Origin of the sequence: Oryzihumus leptocrescens (assembly GCF_006716205.1) — a bacterium.
Taxonomy (GTDB): domain Bacteria; phylum Actinomycetota; class Actinomycetes; order Actinomycetales; family Dermatophilaceae; genus Oryzihumus; species Oryzihumus leptocrescens.
This window is the reverse complement of record NZ_VFOQ01000001.1, coordinates 1,456,195-1,475,690: the sequence shown is the minus strand read 5'-3', so window position 1 is coordinate 1,475,690 and position 19,496 is coordinate 1,456,195. Positions and strand designations below refer to the sequence as shown.

The window sequence follows — 19,496 nt, the reverse complement described above, 5'->3', positions numbered from 1 at the left end:
GGCACCGGGACCGGCGGGAAAGGACGGCAGCCATGGCGCACGACGACCGGGGCAGGCGGATCGCCGAGGCGATCGCGCCGTTGCGGGTGCCCCCGGGCACGCGGGTGGACCTGGAGGAGGACTACGACCCGCGATACAAGGCGGACTTCGTCAAGAAGAAGGATGGCGCCGAGCTGCTGCGCACGGGGGTCGAGCTGCTCGCGGAGTACCAGGAGCGGCTGGCCGCCCAGGACACCTGGGGTGTCCTGGTGTGCCTGCAGGCGCTGGACGCCGCGGGCAAGGACGGCACCATCCGGCACGTCATGAGCGGGGTGAACCCGCAGGGGGTGCGGGTCCGCGGCTTCAAGGTCCCCTCGACCGAGGAGCTCGACCACGACTACCTGTGGCGCTACGCCCGTGAGCTGCCCCCGCGCGGCGACATCGGCATCTTCAACCGCTCCCACTACGAGGAGGTGCTCGTCGTCCGGGTGCACCCTGAGCTGCTCGACCGGCAGCAGCTGCCGCCGGAGGCGAAGGGGAAGGGCGTCTGGGACCGGCGCTACCGCGAGATCAACGACTGGGAGCACTACCTCGTCGACAACGGGTTCAGGGTGGTCAAGCTCTTCCTCAACCTCTCCCGGGAGGAGCAGCGGGTGCGCTTCCTGCGCCGCATCGACCTGCCCGACCACAACTGGAAGTTCTCCCCCGCCGACGCCCGGGAGCGGCTGCGCTGGGACGACTACCAGGAGGCGTTCTCGGAGATGCTCTCGGCGACGAGCACCGAGTGGGCGCCGTGGTACGTCATCCCCGCCGACCGCAAGTGGTTCGCTCGGCTGGCCACGGCCGCCGTCCTGGTCGACACCCTCATGGACATCGACCCGCAGTACCCCACCGTCAGCACCGACACCCGAGCCGAGATGCTGCAGGAGAAGGCCGCGCTGGAGGCCGAGGCCCCCAAGGGCACCGAGCCCGACCCGTTCGAGGCGGAGGCGCTGCGCGAGGAGGAGGGCGGGGACGGCACGCAGAAACGCCGCAAGAAGAAGGGCAAGAAGGGGAAGCACCGGAAGGACCGCTCGTGACCTCCGGTGCCGCGAGCCCGGCCCACCGCGGCGGTATGACGGGTGCCCGCCCCGGCGCGGACGCACCGCGGTCCCGAGGTCAGGTCTGGCTGGCCCGCGGCGCCCTCGCCTCCGTGGCCCTGGCGGCGCTCAGCCTGGTCGCGTTCGCCATCAAGGACGCGCTCTGGCTGCTGGTCACCGCCGCGCTCGGCGTCATGCTCGTCGTCGCCTCGGCGTGGTGGTTCCTGACCCGCCGCGGCCTGCAGCGCTGGGTCGCCCTCGGGCTGGTGGTGCTCGTGCCCGTGGTCCTCGCGGTCCTGTTCGTCCGCGGTCACCTGCTCTGGGTCGCGCTGCTGGCGCTCGGCCTGCTGCTCGTCGCCGGGGCCTGTGGCCGCGAGGCCCTGGCCCGCGACCGGGTGCCGGCCACCATGCCCGAGCACGTCGTGCCGCCGCCACTGCGCGCGTTCATCGTCATGAACCCGCGCTCCGGCGGGGGCAAGGTGGAGCGGTTCAACCTCAAGGCGCGGGCCGAGGAGCTCGGCGCGACCGTGGTCCTGCTGGAGGGACCGGGCACCGTGGACGTCGAGGCGCTCGCCCGGGACGCGGTGGCCGCCGGGGCGGACCTGCTCGGGGTCGCCGGCGGCGACGGCACCCAGGCCCTGGTCGCCGGGGTGGCGGCCGAGCACGGGCTGCCGTTCCTGGTCATCAGCGCCGGGACGCGCAACCACTTCGCCCTCGACCTCGGCCTCGACCGGGAAGACCCCTCGACCTGCCTGGCGGCGCTGACCGACGACGGCGTGGAGCTGCACGTGGACCTCGGCGAGGTCGCTGGACGCACCTTCGTCAACAACGCCTCCTTCGGGGCCTACGCCGAGGTGGTGCAGAGCCCGGCGTACCGCGACGACAAGCGCGGCACGACCCTGGAGATGCTGCCGGACCTGCTGACCGGCCAGGGTGGCGCCCGGCTGACCGCACGGACCGACGGGGTCAGCGTCGAGGGTCCCCAGGCGGTGCTGGTCAGCGTCAACCCCTACGAGATGACCGACCTGGCCGGCATGGGCCGCCGCGCCCGCCTGGACACCGGCCGGCTCGGGGTGGTCGCGGTGAGCGTGGACAACGCCCGGCAGGCAGTCGGCCTGCTGCGGCTGGCCCACGACCGGGGCGTCACCCGGGTCGAGGCACCGCAAGTGGTCGTCACCGCGGACACCCCGGAGGTGCCGGTCGGCGTCGACGGCGAGGCGCTCGTGCTGCCCACCCCGGTGACGTGCACGATCCGGCCCCAGGCACTGCGGGTGCGGGTGCCGCGGTCCCGCCCGGGCGTGCCGCCACCGGCCCCCGCGCTCAACTGGGTCCGGCTGCGCCACCTCGCGTTCGGGGGCCACCGGTGAGCCGGCGCGCGCCCCGCCCCGGTGCGCGGGCCGGGCGCGGGCGACGTCACGCGGCGCCGGCCTCCGACGTGGGCCACCGGGCCCTGGCCGAGCTCGCCGCCCTGGACCAGGCCGTCCACGACACCGTTGCCGGGACCCCCACCCCCACGCTGGACCATGCCCTGGGCCGGGTCTCCAACGCCGCCAACTACTCGCGCCTGTGGGTCGGCACGGCCGCGGTGCTCAGCCTGCTGGGGCGCCGTGGCCGGCGGGCGGCCGTCGTGGGCCTGGCGGCCGTCGGGGCCACCTCGGCCACGGCGAACCTGGTCGTCAAGCCGCTCCTGCGCCGGGGGCGGCCGGTGCGGGTGGAGGCCGAGCGCGGCCACCGGGTGAAGATGCCCACCTCGGGCTCGTTCCCCTCCGGCCACACCGCCTCGGCGTTCGCGTTCTCCTCGGCCGCCGGCGCGGAGCTCCCGGTCCTGGCCCTGCCGCTGCGCCTGGCGGCCACCACGGTCGGCTGGTCCCGGGTCCAGTCCGGCGTGCACTTCCCCGGCGACGTCGTCGCCGGGGCGCTGCTGGGGGCGAGCATCGGCAGCTGGACCCATCGCCTCGCGGCGCGCCGCCGCGCGGCCCGGGAGGGATGATGAGTGCCATGGGGACCCACGCGGGGGCCACCTCGACCGCCGCGACCACGACCGACACCGCCGCCACCGCGACCACCGCGGCGGGGCCGCAACCGCGCACGCGCCCACCCGCCATACCCCTCGTGCAGGTGTGGTGGAGCAGGGTGGCGCCGCTGGACGCGGTCGCGCAATGGCTGGACGAGAGGGACCTGACCCGGGTCGTCGCCCTGCACCGTGCGGACGACCGGGCCCGCTCCGCGACCGGTCGCGCGCTGTTGCGCCTGGTCGCCAGCCGGCTGATGGAGGTCCCGCCCGAGGCGGTCCGGGTGCGGGTGCTGTGCCCGCTGTGCGGCAGCGACCGCCACGGCCGCCCGGTGGTCACCGCTGTGGACGACGTGCGCCCGCCGCAGGTGAGCGTCGCGCATGCCGGCGACCGGGTGGTGGTGGCGCTGGCCACGTGCGGTCCGGTCGGCGTCGACGTGGAACGGGTGTCGGCGACCCCGGACGGGGTGGCCGACGTGGCCTGGTCGGCGGCCGAGCGCGCGGCGCTGGACCTGCAGCCCGAGGGGCGCAGCCCGCACGCCCGTGCCCGGGTGTGGGTGCGCAAGGAGGCCGCGCTCAAGGCCACGGGCTACGGCCTCGCGGTGGCGCCGTCCTCGCTCACGGTCACGACCGGGCCCGGTGACGCCCGGGTCCTGGCGTGGGCGGGCCACGAGGACTGGGCTGGATGCCTGGGGCTCACGGACCTCGACGTCGGCCCCGGGTATGCCGGGTGCCTGGCCGTGCGGTGTGACCCTGCCGCCGCGCCGCAGGTGCTGCTCGACCGGGTCAGCGACGCGCAGCTGCGCCGGGACCGCCACTGACCGGCAGCTGGGGCAGCGCCGACTCGTCCAGCCAGGCCCGGAACAGCCCGTGCAGCGGCAGCTCGGTGTGCCGGGACGCGCAGTCCACGAAGTCCTGCGTGGTGACCACGCCGTGCCGGTGGGTGGCGGCCCAGTCGCGCAGCACGTCGAAGAACGCCTCGTCGCCGATGAGGACCCGCAGGGCGTGCAGGGTCAGCGCGCCCCGCTTGTAGACCCGGTCGTCGAACATCAGCGCCGGCCCGGGGTCGGCCAGGACCAGGTCCTGGGGCAGCCGCGCGAGCCGGGCGTGGTGCTGCACCGCGAGCGCCTGCGCCGACGGGCCGCCGCGGTGCTCCGACCACAGCCACTCGGCGTAGCAGGCAAACCCCTCGTGCAGCCAGATGTGCTGCCAGGTCCCGATGGTGACGCTGTTGCCGAACCACTGGTGGGCCAGCTCGTGGGCCACCAGGCGCTGCTGGCCCTCGTGGCCGTCGAGGTGGTTGGCCCCGAACACCGACAGCCCCTGGGCCTCCACCGGGATCTCCAGGTCGTCGTCGGTGACGACCACGGCGTAGGCCGGGAACGGGTAGGGCCCGAACAGCTGGGTGAACAGCTGCACCATCTCGGGCTGACGCCGGAAGTCGTTCAGCAGCAAGGACTTCAGCCGCGCCGGGACCAGCGCCCGCTGGGGCACCGGGCCTCCGGCCAGCTCGACGAGGTCGTAGCGGCCCACCTGCACGGTGGCCAGGTAGGTCGACATCGGCTCGGCCTGCTCGAACACCCAGCGCCGCCGGCTGGCCAGCCTGGACTGCCCGACGAGGGTGCCGTTGGCCAGGACCTCGTAGGTGGCGTCGGTGGTCACCGTGAACCGGTAGCTCGCCTTGTCGCCCGGCTGGTCGTTGCACGGGAACCACGACGGCGCACCGTCGGGCTGGCTGGCGACGATGACCCCGTCGGTGAGCTCCTCCCAGCCGACCTCACCCCACGGCGAGCGCAGCGGCCGCGGGTTGCCGGAGTAGATCACCTCGACCACGAAGACCGCGCCGGCGGGCAGCGCCTCGGCCGGGGTGACGTGCAGCTTGCCGCCCCGGTGCACGTATCGCGCGGGCCGGCGGCCGTCGACGCTCACCCGGGCGACGCGCAGGGCCCCGAGGTCGAGGCTGAACCGGGACAGCGACTGGGTGGCCACGAGGGAGAGGCGCGCCCGCCCGGCGAGGTGGTTGCTCACCACGCGGTAGTCCAGGTCGAGCTCGTAGCGGCTGGCGTGGTAGCCGCCGTTGCCGTGGGTGGGCAGGTACGGGTCGCCGGCGGTCGCGGCGCCCGGGCCGGGCCCGCTGGGGGCGGCCCTCACCGGGAGCCGGCCTTCTGCCGAACAGCGGCGCCCGCGGGGGCCTGCCGGTCGGGCCACGGCTCGACCGGGTTGCCCCGCCACCGGGTGTGCGCCGGGAGCGCCTCACCGCGCAGGACCAGGGAGGCCGGCCCCACCGTGGTGGCCGCCCCGATGGAGGCTGCCGGCAGCACCACCCCGTGCGGCCCGAGCGTGGCGCCCTCCTCCAGGGTGACCCGGTCCATGCTCATGATCCGATCATGGAACAGGTGCGTCTGCAGCACGCACCCCCGGTTGACGGTCGCGCCCGCGCCGATGCCGACGAGGTCGGCCTCGGGAAGCCAGTAGCTCTCGCACCAGCTGCCCGGCCCGATGCGGGCTCCCAGGGCGCGCAGCCACACGGCGAGCGCGGGAGTCCCGGTGGCGGCGCGGGCGAACCACGGCGCGGCGAGCACCTCCACGAACGTGTCGGCCAGCTCGGTGCGCCACACGAACGCGCTCCACAACGGGTGCTCCCCCACGACGAACCGCCCGACCAGCACCCACTTGGCCAGGCTGCTCACCCCGGCGGCGAGCCCTCCGGCCACCAGCAGCAGCAGCCCGCTGACCAGCCCGGCGACGACCCAGCCGGACCGTGTGACCACCGCCTGCAGGGACGCCACCACCAGGACGCCGAGGGCGACCGTGCACATCACCGGCACGACGCGCAGCACCTCGACGGCCCCGCGGGCGAGCTTGAGCCGGCGGGGCGGGTTGAAGGTGCGCGTCTCGTCGCCGGAGGCCGGGGGCCGGCGCAGCCGCACCGGCGGGCTGCCGAGCCAGGAGGTGCCCGCCTTGGCCCGGGCGGGGGTGGTCGACAGGACCGCGACCAGCCCGCGCTTGGGCACCCTGAGGCCGGGCCCGGTCATGCCGGAGTTGCCGAGGAACGCCCGCTTGCCGACCTTGGCCCGCTCGACCCGCAGCCAGCCGCCGACCAGCTCGTAGGAGCCGATCATCGTGTCGTCGGCGAGGAACGCGCCGTCCCCGATGGTGGTCATGCTCGGCAGCATCAGCACCGTCGAGGCCTCCACGCCCCGCCCGATGCGGGCGCCGAGGGCCCGCAGCCACCACGGCGTGGCCAGGCTGGCGTAGAGCGGGAAGAGCAGGCTGCGGGACTCGTCCATGAGCCGCTCGGTGGCCCACACCTGCCAGCCGACCCGGCTGTGCACCGGGTGGTGCCCCTCGGACAGGCCCAGGGCGAGCAGGCGGACGCCGACCAGCACCAGCAGCGCCAGCGCGACCACCATCACGAGCGTGGCGACCGGCACCCAGGCCAGCGCGGCGACGACCGCGCCGCCGACGGTGACGGTGCCGTGCACCGCCCGCCCCAGGACGAGCGCGCCGCACGCGACGGCCACCAGCGGCAGGGTCGCCAGCGCCAGCGCCGTCAGGCCGTAGACCACCGGCCACACCCGGGAGCGTGGCGCCCGCCGGCCCGGGCTGTCGGCGTGGGCGACGCCCGCGAACGCCGCGGGGGACCCGGCCCAGCGCTCGGCCGGCGGGACGTTGCCGAGCACCGCGGACCCGGCCCCGACCTCGGCCCCCTGACCCACCCGGGAGCCGGGCCCGAGGGTGCAGCGTGCCCCGACGGTGGCGCCCGCGCCGACCTTGACGCGTCCCACGTGCAGCACGTCGCCGTCGAGCCAGTGCCCGGACAGGTCCACCTCCGGCTCGACGGCGCAGCCCTGGCCCAGGGTGAGCAGCCCGGTGACCGGCGGCAGGGCGTGCAGGTCCACGTCCGCGCCGACCCTGGCCCCCAGGGCCCGCGCATACAGGCTGGTCCACGGGGCGCACGAGAGGTTCTCCGCCCCGGCCGCGGCCACGACGGCCTCGGCGCACCACAGTCGCAGGTGCACCGACCCGCCGCGCGGGTAGGAGCCCGGTCGCAGCCCGCGCAGCAACAGCCGGGCGGCCAGCACCGACAGGCCGATCCGCCCCGGTGGGGTGAACAGCAGCACCCATCCGGCCAGGACCCACCACCACGACACCGGGGTGGCCCACGGCGCGCCGGACCCGGCGAGCAGGTTGTCCACCAGGGCCAGGACGGTGAGCCAGCGCAGCCCCACCACCGTCGCCGTCACGACCGACGCCAGCGCCTGCACCACGCCGGCCGAGCGAGGGACCGGCGCCACCGTCCGGCTCGTCGCGCTGACCGGCGGGGAGAACTCCTCCAGCACCTGGGCCAGCGCCCCGAGGCGGGGGTTCTCGTAGACGTCGGCGACGGTCACCTCCGGGTAGCGGGCCCGCAGCGCCGAGACCAGCTGCGCCGCCGACAGGCTGCCTCCGCCATCGGCGAAGAAGTCGTCCTCAGGCCCGCGGACCCCGACGCCGAGCACGGCGGTCCACTGCTCGGCGAGCCAGGCTGCGGTGCCGGTGAGCCCGGCCGCGCCGGGGGCCACGTCCGGCTCCAGGGGCCAGGGCAGGGCGTGCCGGTCCACCTTCCCCGAGATCCGGGTGGGCAGCGTGGGCACGACCGCGAGCAGGGGCACGAGGGCGGCCGGCAGGCTCGCGGAGAGCCGCTCGCGGGCGGCCTGCTGGTCGAACGCCGCCCCGGGGGCGACGGTGAGGTAGCCGACCAGGACCGGCGTGCCGGCCGGCGTGGTGCGCACCGCCGCAGCCGCCGCGGTCACCCCCGGCAGGTCCTGCAGGGCGGCGTCCACCTCGCCGAGCTCGATCCGGCGGCCCCCGACCTTGACCTGGTCATCGGCGCGGCCCACGAAGACCAGCCCCTCCGGCTCGTGCCGCACGAGGTCGCCGCTGCGGTAGGCCCGGTCCCAGCCCAGGGCGGGGCTCGGCGCGAACTTCTCGCGGTCCTTGGCCGCGTCGAGGTAGCGGGCCAGGCCGACGCCGCCGATGACGAGCTCGCCGGTGCCGCCGACCGGCACCCGGTGGCCGTCGGTGTCGACCACGGCCAGGTCCCACCCGTCCAGCGGCAGGCCGATCCGCACCGGGCCCTGGCCGCTCAGCCGGGCGGCGCAGGCGACCACGGTCGCCTCGGTCGGCCCGTAGGTGTTCCACACCTCCCGGCCCGGCTCGACCAGCCGTGCGGCCAGCTCGGGCGGACACGCCTCACCGCCGAAGATCAGCAGCCGTATGCCGCGCAGCTCCTCCGGCTGCCACAGCGAGGCCAGCGTCGGGACGGTCGAGATGACGGTGATGCCCTGCGCCACGAGCCACGGGCCGAGGTCCATGCCGCTGCGCACGAGCGCCCTCGGGGCGGGGACGAGGCAGGCGCCGTGCCGCCACGCCAGCCACATCTCCTCGCACGAGGCGTCGAAGGCCACCGACAGCCCGGCCAGGACCCGGTCGCCGGGCCCCAGCGGTGCTCCCGGCAGGAACAGCCGCGCCTCGGCGTCGACGAACGCCGCGGCGGACCGGTGCGTGACCGCGACGCCCTTGGGGGTGCCGGTCGAGCCCGAGGTGAAGATGACCCAGGCGTCGTCCTGCGGGGTGGGCGTGGCCCGCGCGGTCCGGCTGGGCGTGCGGCGGACCACGTCGCCGCCGGCCCCGACGACCGCGGCGACCCCGGCCTCGGCGAAGACGAGCCGGGCCCGCTCGTCGGGGTCGTCGGCATCGACCGGGACGTAGGCGGCGCCGACGGTGAGGATCGCCAGGATCGCGACGTAGAGGTCGACCGTGCCCGAGGGCACCCGGACCCCCACCGTGTCGCCGGCCCCGACGCCCTCGGCGGCCAGCCGCGCCGCCTGGACGTCCACGGCCTCCAGCAGCTGCCAGTAGGTCAGGGTCACGTGGCCGTCGTCGATGGCCGGGGCGCCGCGGTGTCGGTCCCGTGTGGCCAGGAGCACGTCGACCAGGGTCCGCGGTGGCGCGGCCAGCGCCCCCCGCGAGAGCCCGTCGTCGTGCACGCTGGCGTCCTCGCCGGGGTTGCGCACGTCCACGTCGGAGTCCTCGTCGTCGGGCCGCCCAGGTGCTCGCCCCGGGCCGGTCGCTGCACGGACAGCGCCACTGTCGGCCCGCCCGCGCTGCCTGCGCAAGGGCCGAACCGCCCGGGCTCGCAGGTCGGCAGGTGCGTGCCGCATCGGTCGTCGGAACGGCTGAGGCGGAAGCGGCCGGGAAGGCTGATGATGAGCCATGGCTCCTTCCGTCCACGCCGAGGTCGAGCGGAAGTACGACGTGGACGCGCACGTCGCGCTGCCGGACCGGCGGGCGCTCGCGCAGCTGCCGGGCGTGGCGGTCGTGGAGGGGCCGGCCGAGGAGCGCCTCGAGGCGACCTACGTCGACACGGCCGGGCTGGACCTGGCGGCCCACAAGGTCACGCTGCGCCGGCGCACGGGCGGCCACGACGCCGGCTGGACCCTGAAGCTGCCGGTGACGCGGGAGGAACGCCAGGAGGTCCACGTCCCCCTGGGCCCGGCGGACGAGCCGGTCCCAGAGGAGCTGCTGGACCGGGTCCGCGCCCACGTGCGCGACCACCCCGTCACGCCGCTGGTGCGCATCAGCACCATCCGCCAGGTGCACCGCCTCATCGGCGACGGTGGTGCGCTGCTCGCCTGGCTCGTCGACGACCAGGTGACGGCCACGCCGCTGCGCGCGGAGTCCGGGACCAGCTCGTGGCGCGAGTGGGAGGTCGAGCTCACCGACAACGGGGGTCGGGAGCTGTGGGACGCCCTGGACGAGGTGGTCGGCGCGGCCGGGGCGACCCGGTCGGGCAGCGGCAGCAAGCTGGCCCGCTCGCTGGGCGAGGGTGCCCCCGAGCCGCCGCCCCCGGCCCGGCTCTCGCGGCGGTCCCCCGCCGGCGACGTGCTGCGCCTGGCCCTGACCACGCAGGTGGAGGCGCTCAAGACCCAGGACGCCGCGGTCCGCCGCGGTGCGGGTGACTCGGTGCACCAGCTGCGGATCGCCAGCCGGCGGCTGCGCTCCACCCTGGCCACCTACCGCCCGCTGCTGCGCGACCCCGATGCGGCCCAGTCGGTCCGCGACGAGCTGCAGTGGCTCGGCCTGGGGCTCAACACCGCCCGGGACACGCAGGTGATGCAGGCGCGCCTGGCCAGCCTGCTCGAGCAGGAGCCCGAGCACCTGGTCGTGGGTCCGGTCGGGGAGCGCATCGCCGCGGAGCTCACCGAGCGCTTCGTCGCCGGGCTGCGGGAGGGGCTCACGCTGCTGGACCAGGAGCGCTACTTCCGGCTGCTGGACGCCCTCGACGCCCTCGTGGGCGCCCCGCTCACCGCCCGCGCGGACAAGCCGGCCGGCAAGGTCATCGACACCCTGCTGGAGCGCAACCGCCGGCGGCTGCTCCGGGCCGCCCGCCGCGCGGAACGGGCCGGCGACCGCGAGCAGCGGGACCTGGCGCTGCACGAGGTGCGCAAGGCCGCCAAGCGGCTGCGCTACGCCGCCGAGACCGCCGGGCCCGCGCTGGGCAAGCCGATGACGAAGCTGGCCCGCCGGGCCAAGGCGCTGCAGGACGTGCTCGGCGAGCACCAGGACGGGGTCGTCTGCCGGGCCCTGCTGCTCGACCTGGCCGCCTCGGCCACCGCCCACGGGGAGAGCGCCTTCACCTACGGGCGCCTGCACGCGCACGAGGAGGCGCTGACCGCGACCCAGGAGACGGCATACCGGCAGGCGCTGGCGGCGCTGGGCTGAGCGCGGCCCCCGGCCCGGGCCGGGTCAGGCCGCCGGGGCCGGCGGCTCCGGGTCGGCCGCCGCGGGCGTCCGGTGCTCACTGGCCCACCCCTGGTAGGCCGCGACGGCCGTCGGCAGGGTCGGGTAGAGGTGTTCCTCCCCCACGCTCTGGGCCAGCCCGAACGCCCGCAGCTCCTCGCGCAGGTCCTGCTTGACCCGCGCCATCGCGAACACCACCCCGCGGCGCTCCATCTCGGCGCGCAGCTGCTCCACGGCGTCCAGCGCGGTGATATCGACCTCGACGTTGGCCTCGACGTTGAGCACGAACCAGCGCAGGTCGACCGCCGCGTCCGCCGCCTCCAGCGCCCGGGTCTTGAAGTCCTCGGCGTTGGCGAAGAACAGCGGCGAGTCGTAGCGGTAGACGACCAGGCCGGGGATGGTCGTGGCCGTCGGGTAGTCGTCGACGTCGTGCATCCCGGCCAGCCCCTCGACCTGCCCCAGCACCGCGTCGTGCGGGCGGGCGACCCGACGCAACAGGTCGGCCGCCGAGACCGCCACGGCGATGAGCACGCCGTAGAGGATGTCGAAGACCAGCACGCCGACGAACGTGACCAGCGCCAGGACCAGCTCGCTGCGCCGGAACCGCGCGATGCGGCGGAACTCGGGCAGGTCAACCAGCCGCGTCGCGGCGTAGATGATCAGCGCGCCCAGCGCGGCGTTGGGGAAGCTGGCCAGCACTCCCCCGCCGACGAGGAGCACCAACAGCACCCCGGCCAGCGCCACCAGGGTGTAGAGCTGGGTCCGGCTCCCCGCGGTGTCGCCGAGGGCGGTGCGGCTGCCGCTGCTGCTCACCGGGAAGCCTTGCATCAGACCGGCCCCCACGTTCGCGGCGCCCAGCGCCAGCAGCTCCTGGTTGGCGTCCACCTCGTAGCCGCCGCGGTCGGCGAAGGCCCGCGCGGTCAACACGTTGTCGGTGTAGCCGACCACCGCGACGCCGACCGCAGCCAGCAGCAGCGCCTGCAGGTCACCGGCCTGCAGGTCCGGCAGCTGGGGCCGCGGCAGGCCGCCGGGGATCTCGCCGACCACCGTGATGCCGTAGGCGCTGAGGTCGAACACCGGCACCGCCAGCGCGGCCAGCAGCACGGCGATCAGCGGCCCCGGCAGCCGCGGGAAGCGTTGCAGCACAAAGAGCAGGGCCAGCACGGCGACCGACAGGAGGACCGTGGGCCACTTCACCTGGTCGAGCCCGCCCAGGAACGAGCGCAGCTGCTGGACCATCGTGTCGCCCTCGACCGGGATGCCGGTCACCTTCTCCAGCTGGCCGACGATCATGATCATCGCGACCCCGGCCATGTACCCCACGAGCACCGGCTTGGAGAGCAGGTCGGCGACGAACCCCAGCCGCGCCAGCCACGCCAGCACGCAGAACGCCCCCACCACCATCGCCAGCCCGGCGGCCAGCACGGCATACCGCGCGGGGTTGCCCCCGGCCAGGGGGGCGACCACGGTCGCGGCCATCAGCGCGGTGGTCGACTCCGGGCCCACCGACAGCTGGCGGCTGGAGCCGAACAGCACGTAGGCGGCCATCGCAGGCACGATCGCCCACAGGCCCGCGACGGGCGGCAGCCCCGCGACGCCGGCGTACGCCATCACCTGCGGGATCAGGTATGCCGCGACGGTCACCCCCGCGAGCACGTCGCCGCGCAGCCAGACACGCTGGTAGCCCCGGAGGTCGACGATCCCGGGGAGGACGGAGGCGACGCCGCCGCGCGATGCCACGCTCCCAGCGTGCCCACCGGCCGAGGGTGGTGGATCATCCGGGCTGGATGACGACGGGTGGCGGCGCCCACGCCGACCATGGCGGGATGACGAGCGCAGCAGCCCGGCCGGCGGTGGCCGCCGCGGGATCAGTGGTCCTCCCCCTCGCGCTGGCGCAGTTCGTCTGCAGCTACGCCGGCAGCAACATGAACGTCGCGATCACCACCATCGCCGACGACATCGGCACCACGGTCGTCGGGATGCAGACGACGATCACGCTGTTCACGCTGACCATGGCGTCGCTGATGATCCCGGGCAGCAAGCTCACCGACATCTGGGGCCGCAAGGTCTGCTTCATGTGGGGACTGGCGATTTACGGCACCGGGGCCCTGCTGGCCTCGCTGGCCCAGGGCCTGCCGTTGATGATCTTCGGCTACTCGCTGCTGGAGGGTGTGGGCTCCGCGCTGCTCATCCCGCCGATCTACATCCTGGTCACTGTCCTGTTCACCGACACCAAGACCCGGGCCAAGTACTTCGGCATGATCAGCGGCGCAGCGGGGCTGGGCGCCGCCGCCGGACCCCTCATCGGTGGCCTGATCACCAGTGCCATCAGCTGGCGGGCCTCGTTCATCCTGCAGGTGCTCATCGTGGCCGTCGTGGCGATCCTGGCCCGCAAGATCGACGACCCCCCGCGTGTGGGTGCGGCCCCGCACTTCGACCTCGGCGGCGCCGTCCTGTCCGCCGCGGGCCTGTTCTTCGTCGTCTACGGCATCCTGCAGTCCTCGACCTACGGCTGGTTCAGCTCGCGCCAGGACTTCACCATCGGCAGCACCGTGATCATCCCCAAGGGCGGGATCTCGCCGGTGTGGCTGTTCATCGCGATCGGCGCGATCTTCCTGGCCTGGTTCTTCCTGCACATCCGCTCGACGGAGAAGAAGGGCCACGACCCGCTCGTGGCGATCCGGCTCTTCCACAACAAGACCTCCAACCTGGGCCTGGTGACCCAGAACATCCAGTGGCTGACGATGCAGGGCTCCTTCTTCGTCATCTCGGTCTTCATGCAGGACGTGCGCCACTACAGTGCGGTCCAGACCGGGCTCATGCTCACCCCGACCACCATCGGGGTGCTGCTGCTGGCCGCAGCCGCAGAACGGCTGGCCAAGCGGCGCTCGCAGCGGTTCCTGATCCGCCGCGGCTTCGCGGCCACCGTGATCGGGCTGCTCCTGGTCCTGGCGTTCGGGCGCGCGGACTCCAGCGTCTGGTCGTTCGTGCCCGGCCTGTTCATCGTCGGCGCCGGCATCGGCGTCATGCTCACGTCGTCGGTCAACGTGGTGCAGTCGGCGTTCCCGGAGAAGGACCAGGGCGACATCTCCGGGGTCTCGCGCAGCGTGTCGAACCTCGGGTCCTCGCTCGGCGTGGCCCTGGCCGGCTCGGTGCTCGCCGCCGAGGTCCTCCCGGGCAACCGGGACTTCGCCCTGTCACTGATCATCATGATCGTCATCGCGGCCATCGGCTTCGTCACGGCGATCCTCATCCCCAAGGGCCACGCGACCGCGGCCCCGGCCGAGTCCGCGCAACCGGCGACTCCCTGAGTCCCCGGTCACCGGGGCGGTCAGCGCGATGAGCTTCACGGCCGTGGTGGACGACCTGGTCAGGGCGTTCGAGGTCGTCGCCGCCGCCGTACTCGCGATCGGCCTGGTCTGGTCCGCCGTCCTGTCCTGGGGGGTGTGGCGGCGCACCCGGGAGGGGCGCACGGCATACCGGCTGCTGCGCGAGTCCCTCGGTGGGGTCCTCCTGCTGGCGCTGGAGGTGCTCGTGGCGGCCGACCTGCTGCGCACGGTCGCGCTCCAGCCGAACCTGCAGGACTTGACGAACCTGGGCCTGCTGGTGCTGATCCGCACCTTCCTCAGCTTCGCGCTCGAGACCGAGATCGAGGGGGTCCCGCCGTGGCGGCGCTGGCAGGTCAGCGGCGCGACGCGGATCGCGCAGGCCCAGCGGCGCTCGCGTGACGCCGGCTAGCACCGCCGACCACCGAGGGAGCATGGTCCCTTGAGCGCCGGGGGTGCAGGCGCTTGGGTGAGGTGCATGACGACGCCGCGAACCACCGGCTCGCCCGGCAACCGGGCGGCGCGCGAGGTGTTCGCCGGCCTGCCACCCCGGTACGACCGGCTGAGCTGGCTGCTGTCGTTCGGGCAGGACCGCCGTTGGCGCCGCTCCGTCGTCGACCGGGTCGCGGGGGCGCAGCCGCGCAGCGTCCTGGATGTGGCCACCGGGCCGGCGGGGGTGGCGCTGGCCGTGGCTCGTCGCACGGGGGCCACCGTCGTCGGCGTCGACCTCAACGAGCCGATGCTGCGACGAGGTCGGCGCAACGTCGAGGCAGCCGACCGCACGGGCGAGGTGGTGCTGGTCGCCGGCCGGGCCGAGCAGCTGCCCTTCCCCGACGCGTGCTTCGACGCGGTCTGCTTCTCGTACCTCCTGCGCTACGTCGACGAGCCGGCGGAGGCCATCGCCGAGATGGCGCGCTGCCTGCGGCCGGGCGGGACGATGGCGAGCCTGGAGTTCTTCGTCCCACCGGCGGCCGGCTGGCACGCGGCGTGGCGTCTCTACGTGTCTGCGGTGCTGCCCGTGGCCGGTTGGGTGGCTGGAGGCAACGCGTGGTGGCGGGTGGGCAGGTTCCTGAGCCAGAGCATTCCCGCCCACTACCGGCAGTACCCACTCGACTGGCATGTCCGTGCCTGGGAGCAGGCCGGCTTCCGCGATGTCGGCTGGCAGCTGATGAGCCGCGGCGGTGGCCTGGTGATGTGGGGTACGAAGGGGGCCGGGCCGTGACCCGCGCGGTGGACCGGCCGGCGTTCTACGCGGGCGGGGCGGGCACGGGCGGGGTGCGGGACTGGGTGACGCTGCTGCACCCGCCGTACACCGCCTGGCACCTGTCCTACGTCGCGATCGGGGCCGCACTCGCCCCGCACTTCACGGCGTGGCGACTCGGCGGCACGCTGGCCGCGTTCTTCCTCGCGGTCGGGGTCGGGGCCCACGCGCTGGACGAGCTGGCCGGACGTCCGCTGCAGACGGGTATCCCGGCCGCTGCGTTGGTGAGCGCTGCCGGCGTGAGTATCGCCGCGGCGGTCGTGGCCGGGCTGCTGTACGGCGGGCTGCGGTTGCTGCCGTTCGTCGTGGTCGGCGCCGTGCTGGTCCTGGCTTACAACCTCGAGCTGGGCCGCGGGATCCTGCACAACGGTGTGGGTTTCGCGCTGGGCTGGGGCGCGTTCCCGGTGCTGACCGGCTACTACGCGCAGGACTTCCGACTTGGCACTGCAGCGGTGCTGGCCGCCGCGGCAGCGTTCTTCCTCTCCCTCGGGCAGCGGGCGCTGAGCCTGCCGGCGCGCACCCTCCGGCGGCGCACCCAGGCCGTGCACGGGCGCATCGTCTACCTGGACGGCGGGCAGGTCGACGTCGACAGGAACGTCCTGCTCGGGCCGCTTGAGGGCGCCCTGCGCGCGGTGGCGGGCGGCCTCGTCATGCTGGCTGCGGCGATGGTGGCGAGCCGGCTGTGAACCGGATCGAGTACCGCGGGGCATTCTGGTTCCCGGTCCGGCCCGGCGAGCTGTGGGAGGTCATCGAGCAGTTCGACCAGTTCGAGTCCTGGTGGGCCTGGCTGCAGGACTTCGGGGCGGAGGCCGACGGGCTGGTCGCCGGGAACGCCCTGCACGGCACGGTCATCCCGCCGGTCCCGTACTGGCTGCGCCTGGACATCAGGCTGGAGAGGTGCGTGCGGCCGCACGTGGTCGAGGCGACGGTCGACGGCGACGTGCGGGGCTTCGCCGCGTTCCGGCTCGAACCCGTCGACGGCGGTACCAGGGTCGAGGCGGTGTGGTGGCTGGACATGAGGAGCACCCCGTTGCGCGTCGCGGCGCTCGTGGCCTACCCGCTCATGCGCTGGGGACACGACCGGGTGGTGGAGATGGCGGTCGTGGGGTTCCGCCAGCGGGCGCTGGCAGGCGTAGGTTCGTGATCCTCTGGGACGCAGCCGGGGCACCCTCATCCTCGAGCCGGATCGGTGTTCACCGCCCCTGTTGCTCGATCAGCCTCAGCTGGGTGATGACCGCATGGGCAGCGTGAAAGACGGGAGACAGGGCGCTGCGTCCCTCGCCGAGGACGCGCTCGGACTCCTCGAAGAGGCGTGGCCCATCCGTGGTCAGCGCCCGGATCACGGTTCGCCCCTCGAGAGGCAGCGACTGGTCGGTGCTGGGCGTCATCTCGGGCAGGTGCTCGCCGAGGACGGCCAGGAGCCGGGCGTTCTCGTGCCGCACCGCGTCGTGACCTCCTCCACCGATGATCCCGAAACCCGAGCTGGTGTAGAGGCTCGTCGTCCCGTCACGCAGGCAGACGAGGGAAGCGGTGCCGTGGGGGTAGCCCGTCTCCACCAGGCACCCCCACGCTCCTGACGACCCCGTCGCCGGCCCGAGCCCGATCTCGTCAGGGTCGAGGTTCATGACCTGGCTCCGCAGGCCCAGGAACACCTCGGCAGGAGCTGGTGGCGCGTCCTGGGCAGGCGGTGCCTTCTCGCGGCGTCGGAACATGTGAGGAGGCTAGTCAGTCATCCGACCTGAGGACCGCGCATCGGCTAGATCCGGTCACCACCGGCGTTCCGCCCCGTCGCGCCGACGTGGCCGGCGTCAGGGCTGCTCCAGCGCCACGGTGTCGATGTTCCTGGCCGCCTGCGGGATGGTGGCGTCGCTGCCCGACGGCGTGGCACCGACGTACCACGCGACGCCGAGGCCGAGACCCATGGTCTCGTTGTCCCCCAGCCCGAGCCGCAGCGCGACGGCACGCGCGTTCGGCGGCCGGTGCGCCGGGTCCTTGGCCAGGCAGTCCTCGATCACCAGGGCGAGGTCCTCCGGCACGCCCTCCGGCAGGGGCGGCGGGGGTTCCTGGACGTGGCACATGGCGATGGCGAGAGGGGTCTCGCGCTCGAACGGGCGGCGCCCGGTGAGCATCTCGTGCGCCACCACACCGAGGGCGTAGAGGTCACTGGCCCCGCTGGCCGGCTGGCCCATCACCTGCTCGGGGCTGATGTAGTTCGGCGTGCCGAGGAGCTCGCCCTGCCGCGTGTGCCCGGACGCGTCCAGCGCCCTGGCGATGCCGAAGTCCGTGAGCTTCACCAACCCGTCGGGGCGAAGCATCATGTTGGCCGGCTTGACGTCGCGGTGCACGACCCGCGCCTCGTGGGCGACACCGAGGGCCAGGGCTGCCTGCCCCATGACGGAGCGGACCTCGGTGTGCGAGAGCGGGCCGCGCTCGCGCAGCACCGTGGACAGGGGCTGGCCGTCCACGAGCTCCATCACGAGGTAGGCCAGCTCGTCCTCCTCGCCGTAGTCGAAGACGGTGGCGATGTTGGCGTGCAGCAGCCGTGCCGAGTGCAGGGCCTCGTCCCGGAAGCGGAGGGCGAAGAGCTTCTCGTGCCCAATGTCCGGACGCATCACCTTCACGGCGACCCGCCGCTGCAGCACGGTGTCCATGCCGGACCAGACGTCGGCCATGCCGCCCGAGGCCAGACGGTCCCCCAAGAGGTACCGCCCGCCCATGAGGAACCCGTTGTGCAAGCGCTGCATGACCCTGCGCACCTCCGTCGAGACGAGGTGCACGTCCCACGACATGGCTGAGACCTCTGACGTAGCGTAATCCAGGCCAGGACCTTCTGCGTCCCGTCCGGGGGTGCCGCGGGGCGACCTACTCCTCGCGGCCCATGAGGTGCGATGCGACTGGCCACCAGTGGCGTTCTCCCACCAGCGGTCTGGCTTCCCCGACATCCAGCCACCCGCCGTCCACGTCGCAGTCGGGAGGCAGCTCGCAGTGCCAGACCGCGAAGTGGGCGACCGGTGTCGGCCACGGATACGCCTCCGGAACCCGCTCGTCGTTCCGCACGCTCGAACCCTACGGGCAGCGCACGGGCCAGGGCGGTGGTCATCAGGGTGACGCTGGCCGTCGGCACCGGTGAGACATACGCTCGCCGTGCGTTGGACGAGGGACACCACTCTCCGGGAGCCACGATGAGCGAACCGACGACCCACACCCTGGACGCGCCCGGCGCCCTCCTGCACTACGACGTCCGCGGCAACGACTCCAGCAACGCGCCGGTGCTGCTGCTGATCGGCTCCCCGATGACCGCCTCCGGGTTCGTCACCCTGGCCGGCCACTTCACCGACCGCACCGTCGTGACCTACGACCCGCGAGGTGCCGGGCGCAGCCGACGCACCGACGACGCCACCGAGACCACGCCCGAGGAGCATGCCGACGACCTGCACCGGCTCATCTCGGCCCTGGGCTCGGGACCGGTGGACCTCTTTGCCACTAGTGGAGGCGCCGTCAACGCGCTGGTCCTCGTGGCCCGGCACCCCGAACAGGTCCGGACCCTCGTCGCCCACGAGCCGCCGGCCGCGCAGGAGCTCCCAGACCGCGAGGAGGCCCTGGCCGCCGCCGTGGACATCCACCAGACCTACGAGCGCAGCGGCCTCGGCCCGGCCATGGCCAAGTTCATCACCCTCGTCGGCCTGCAGGGCCCGGTCCCGGCCGACTTCGCCGAGCGGCCCGCGCCCGACCCGGCCGCCTTCGGGCTGCCCAGCGAGGACGACGGCACCCGGGACGACCCCCTGGTCGGACAGAACATCGTCTCCTGCCTGCGCCACCAGCACGACTTCGACGCGCTCCGCTCAGCATCGACCCGCGTCGTCGTCGCCGCCGGCACCGGGTCCGAGGGCGAGCTGGCCCACCGGGCCGCCCTGGCCGTCGCCGAACGCCTCGGGACATCACCCGTCGCCTTCCCCAGCCACCACGCCGGGTTCCTCGGCGGCGAGCACGGCATGAGGGGTGAACCCGACGCCTTCGCGGCGACCCTGCGCCAGGTCCTGGACGCACAGGACTGA

The 19,496-nt window shown here is 74.2% G+C and carries 16 protein-coding genes; 11 read left to right on the top strand and 5 right to left on the bottom strand.

The genetic code is table 11. The features are described 5' to 3' along the window. The first annotated feature begins 32 nt into the window (after nt 1-32). Genes FB474_RS07025 through FB474_RS07010 form a run of 4 tightly spaced genes read left to right on the top strand, consistent with a single transcriptional unit; the run spans nt 33 to nt 3,890 of the window. Nucleotides 33-1,058 (top strand): polyphosphate kinase 2 family protein, encoded by a 1,026-nt coding sequence (locus tag FB474_RS07025; RefSeq protein WP_141787992.1) that lies wholly within the window; start codon nt 33-35, stop codon nt 1,056-1,058. Beyond that, entirely contained in the window at nt 1,055-2,425 is a 1,371-nt protein-coding gene (locus FB474_RS07020) for a diacylglycerol/lipid kinase family protein (protein WP_246092068.1), read from the top strand. The genes FB474_RS07025 and FB474_RS07020 overlap by 4 nt, the downstream gene beginning before the upstream one ends. Next, the gene (locus FB474_RS07015; protein ID WP_221632465.1) at nt 2,422-3,048 is read left to right on the top strand and encodes a phosphatase PAP2 family protein; all 627 of its coding nucleotides are present in this window, start codon (nt 2,422-2,424) and stop codon (nt 3,046-3,048) included. Before FB474_RS07020 ends, FB474_RS07015 begins: the two co-directional genes overlap by 4 nt. An 8-nt stretch (nt 3,049-3,056) precedes the next feature. Beyond that, on the top strand, nt 3,057-3,890 hold the full coding sequence (locus tag FB474_RS07010) for a 4'-phosphopantetheinyl transferase family protein (protein WP_141787991.1): 834 nt from the start codon (nt 3,057-3,059) through the stop codon (nt 3,888-3,890). On the opposite strand, the gene FB474_RS07005 is transcribed toward FB474_RS07010, so the two are convergent. Together FB474_RS07005 and FB474_RS07000 are read right to left on the bottom strand one after the other, a co-directional pair. Then, entirely contained in the window at nt 3,856-5,220 is a 1,365-nt protein-coding gene (locus FB474_RS07005) for a M1 family metallopeptidase (protein WP_141787990.1), read from the bottom strand. The genes FB474_RS07010 and FB474_RS07005 overlap by 35 nt on opposite strands. Continuing rightward, nucleotides 5,217-9,134 carry a Pls/PosA family non-ribosomal peptide synthetase gene (locus FB474_RS07000; protein WP_425465304.1) on the bottom strand — a complete coding sequence of 1,306 codons (3,918 nt, stop codon included), beginning with the start codon at nt 9,132-9,134 and terminating at the stop codon, nt 5,217-5,219. The genes FB474_RS07005 and FB474_RS07000 overlap by 4 nt, the downstream gene beginning before the upstream one ends. A 193-nt stretch (nt 9,135-9,327) precedes the next feature. Between FB474_RS07000 and FB474_RS06995 the strand changes: the two genes are divergently transcribed. Further along, nucleotides 9,328-10,836 carry a CYTH and CHAD domain-containing protein gene (locus tag FB474_RS06995; protein WP_141787988.1) on the top strand — a complete coding sequence of 503 codons (1,509 nt, stop codon included), beginning with the start codon at nt 9,328-9,330 and terminating at the stop codon, nt 10,834-10,836. A gap of 24 nt (nt 10,837-10,860) precedes the next feature. Here the strand turns inward: FB474_RS06995 and FB474_RS06990 are convergent, their stop codons facing one another. Continuing rightward, nucleotides 10,861-12,594: a SulP family inorganic anion transporter gene (locus FB474_RS06990; RefSeq protein WP_141787987.1), complete on the bottom strand. Its 1,734-nt coding sequence runs from the start codon at nt 12,592-12,594 to the stop codon at nt 10,861-10,863. 86 nt (nt 12,595-12,680) lie between these two features. On the opposite strand from FB474_RS06990, the gene FB474_RS06985 reads away from it, so the two are divergent. The 5 genes from FB474_RS06985 to FB474_RS20685 all read left to right on the top strand — a co-directional run bounded on the left by FB474_RS06985 (nt 12,681) and on the right by FB474_RS20685 (nt 16,585). Next, the gene (locus tag FB474_RS06985) at nt 12,681-14,165 is read left to right on the top strand and encodes an MFS transporter (protein ID WP_141787986.1); all 1,485 of its coding nucleotides are present in this window, start codon (nt 12,681-12,683) and stop codon (nt 14,163-14,165) included. Between the two features lie 28 nt (nt 14,166-14,193). Next, complete coding sequence (locus tag FB474_RS06980) at nt 14,194-14,592, top strand: DUF1622 domain-containing protein (protein WP_141787985.1); 399 nt, start codon at nt 14,194-14,196, stop codon at nt 14,590-14,592. A 66-nt stretch (nt 14,593-14,658) separates the two neighbouring features. Beyond that, nucleotides 14,659-15,402, top strand: coding sequence for a class I SAM-dependent methyltransferase (locus FB474_RS06975; RefSeq protein ID WP_141787984.1), 744 nt, complete (start codon nt 14,659-14,661; stop codon nt 15,400-15,402). Next, complete coding sequence (locus FB474_RS06970) at nt 15,399-16,127, top strand: hypothetical protein (RefSeq protein WP_141787983.1); 729 nt, start codon at nt 15,399-15,401, stop codon at nt 16,125-16,127. Before FB474_RS06975 ends, FB474_RS06970 begins: the two co-directional genes overlap by 4 nt. Continuing rightward, entirely contained in the window at nt 16,124-16,585 is a 462-nt protein-coding gene (locus tag FB474_RS20685; RefSeq protein ID WP_185746073.1) for an SRPBCC family protein, read from the top strand. The genes FB474_RS06970 and FB474_RS20685 overlap by 4 nt, the downstream gene beginning before the upstream one ends. 49 nt (nt 16,586-16,634) lie before the next feature. Here the strand turns inward: FB474_RS20685 and FB474_RS06960 are convergent, their stop codons facing one another. Together FB474_RS06960 and FB474_RS06955 are read right to left on the bottom strand one after the other, a co-directional pair. Continuing rightward, complete coding sequence (locus tag FB474_RS06960) at nt 16,635-17,153, bottom strand: hypothetical protein (protein WP_141787981.1); 519 nt, start codon at nt 17,151-17,153, stop codon at nt 16,635-16,637. 96 nt (nt 17,154-17,249) lie between these two features. Then, nucleotides 17,250-18,230 (bottom strand): serine/threonine-protein kinase, encoded by a 981-nt coding sequence (locus FB474_RS06955; RefSeq protein WP_141787980.1) that lies wholly within the window; start codon nt 18,228-18,230, stop codon nt 17,250-17,252. A 393-nt stretch (nt 18,231-18,623) separates the two neighbouring features. Between FB474_RS06955 and FB474_RS06950 the strand changes: the two genes are divergently transcribed. After that, nucleotides 18,624-19,496: an alpha/beta fold hydrolase gene (locus FB474_RS06950; protein ID WP_141787979.1), complete on the top strand. Its 873-nt coding sequence runs from the start codon at nt 18,624-18,626 to the stop codon at nt 19,494-19,496.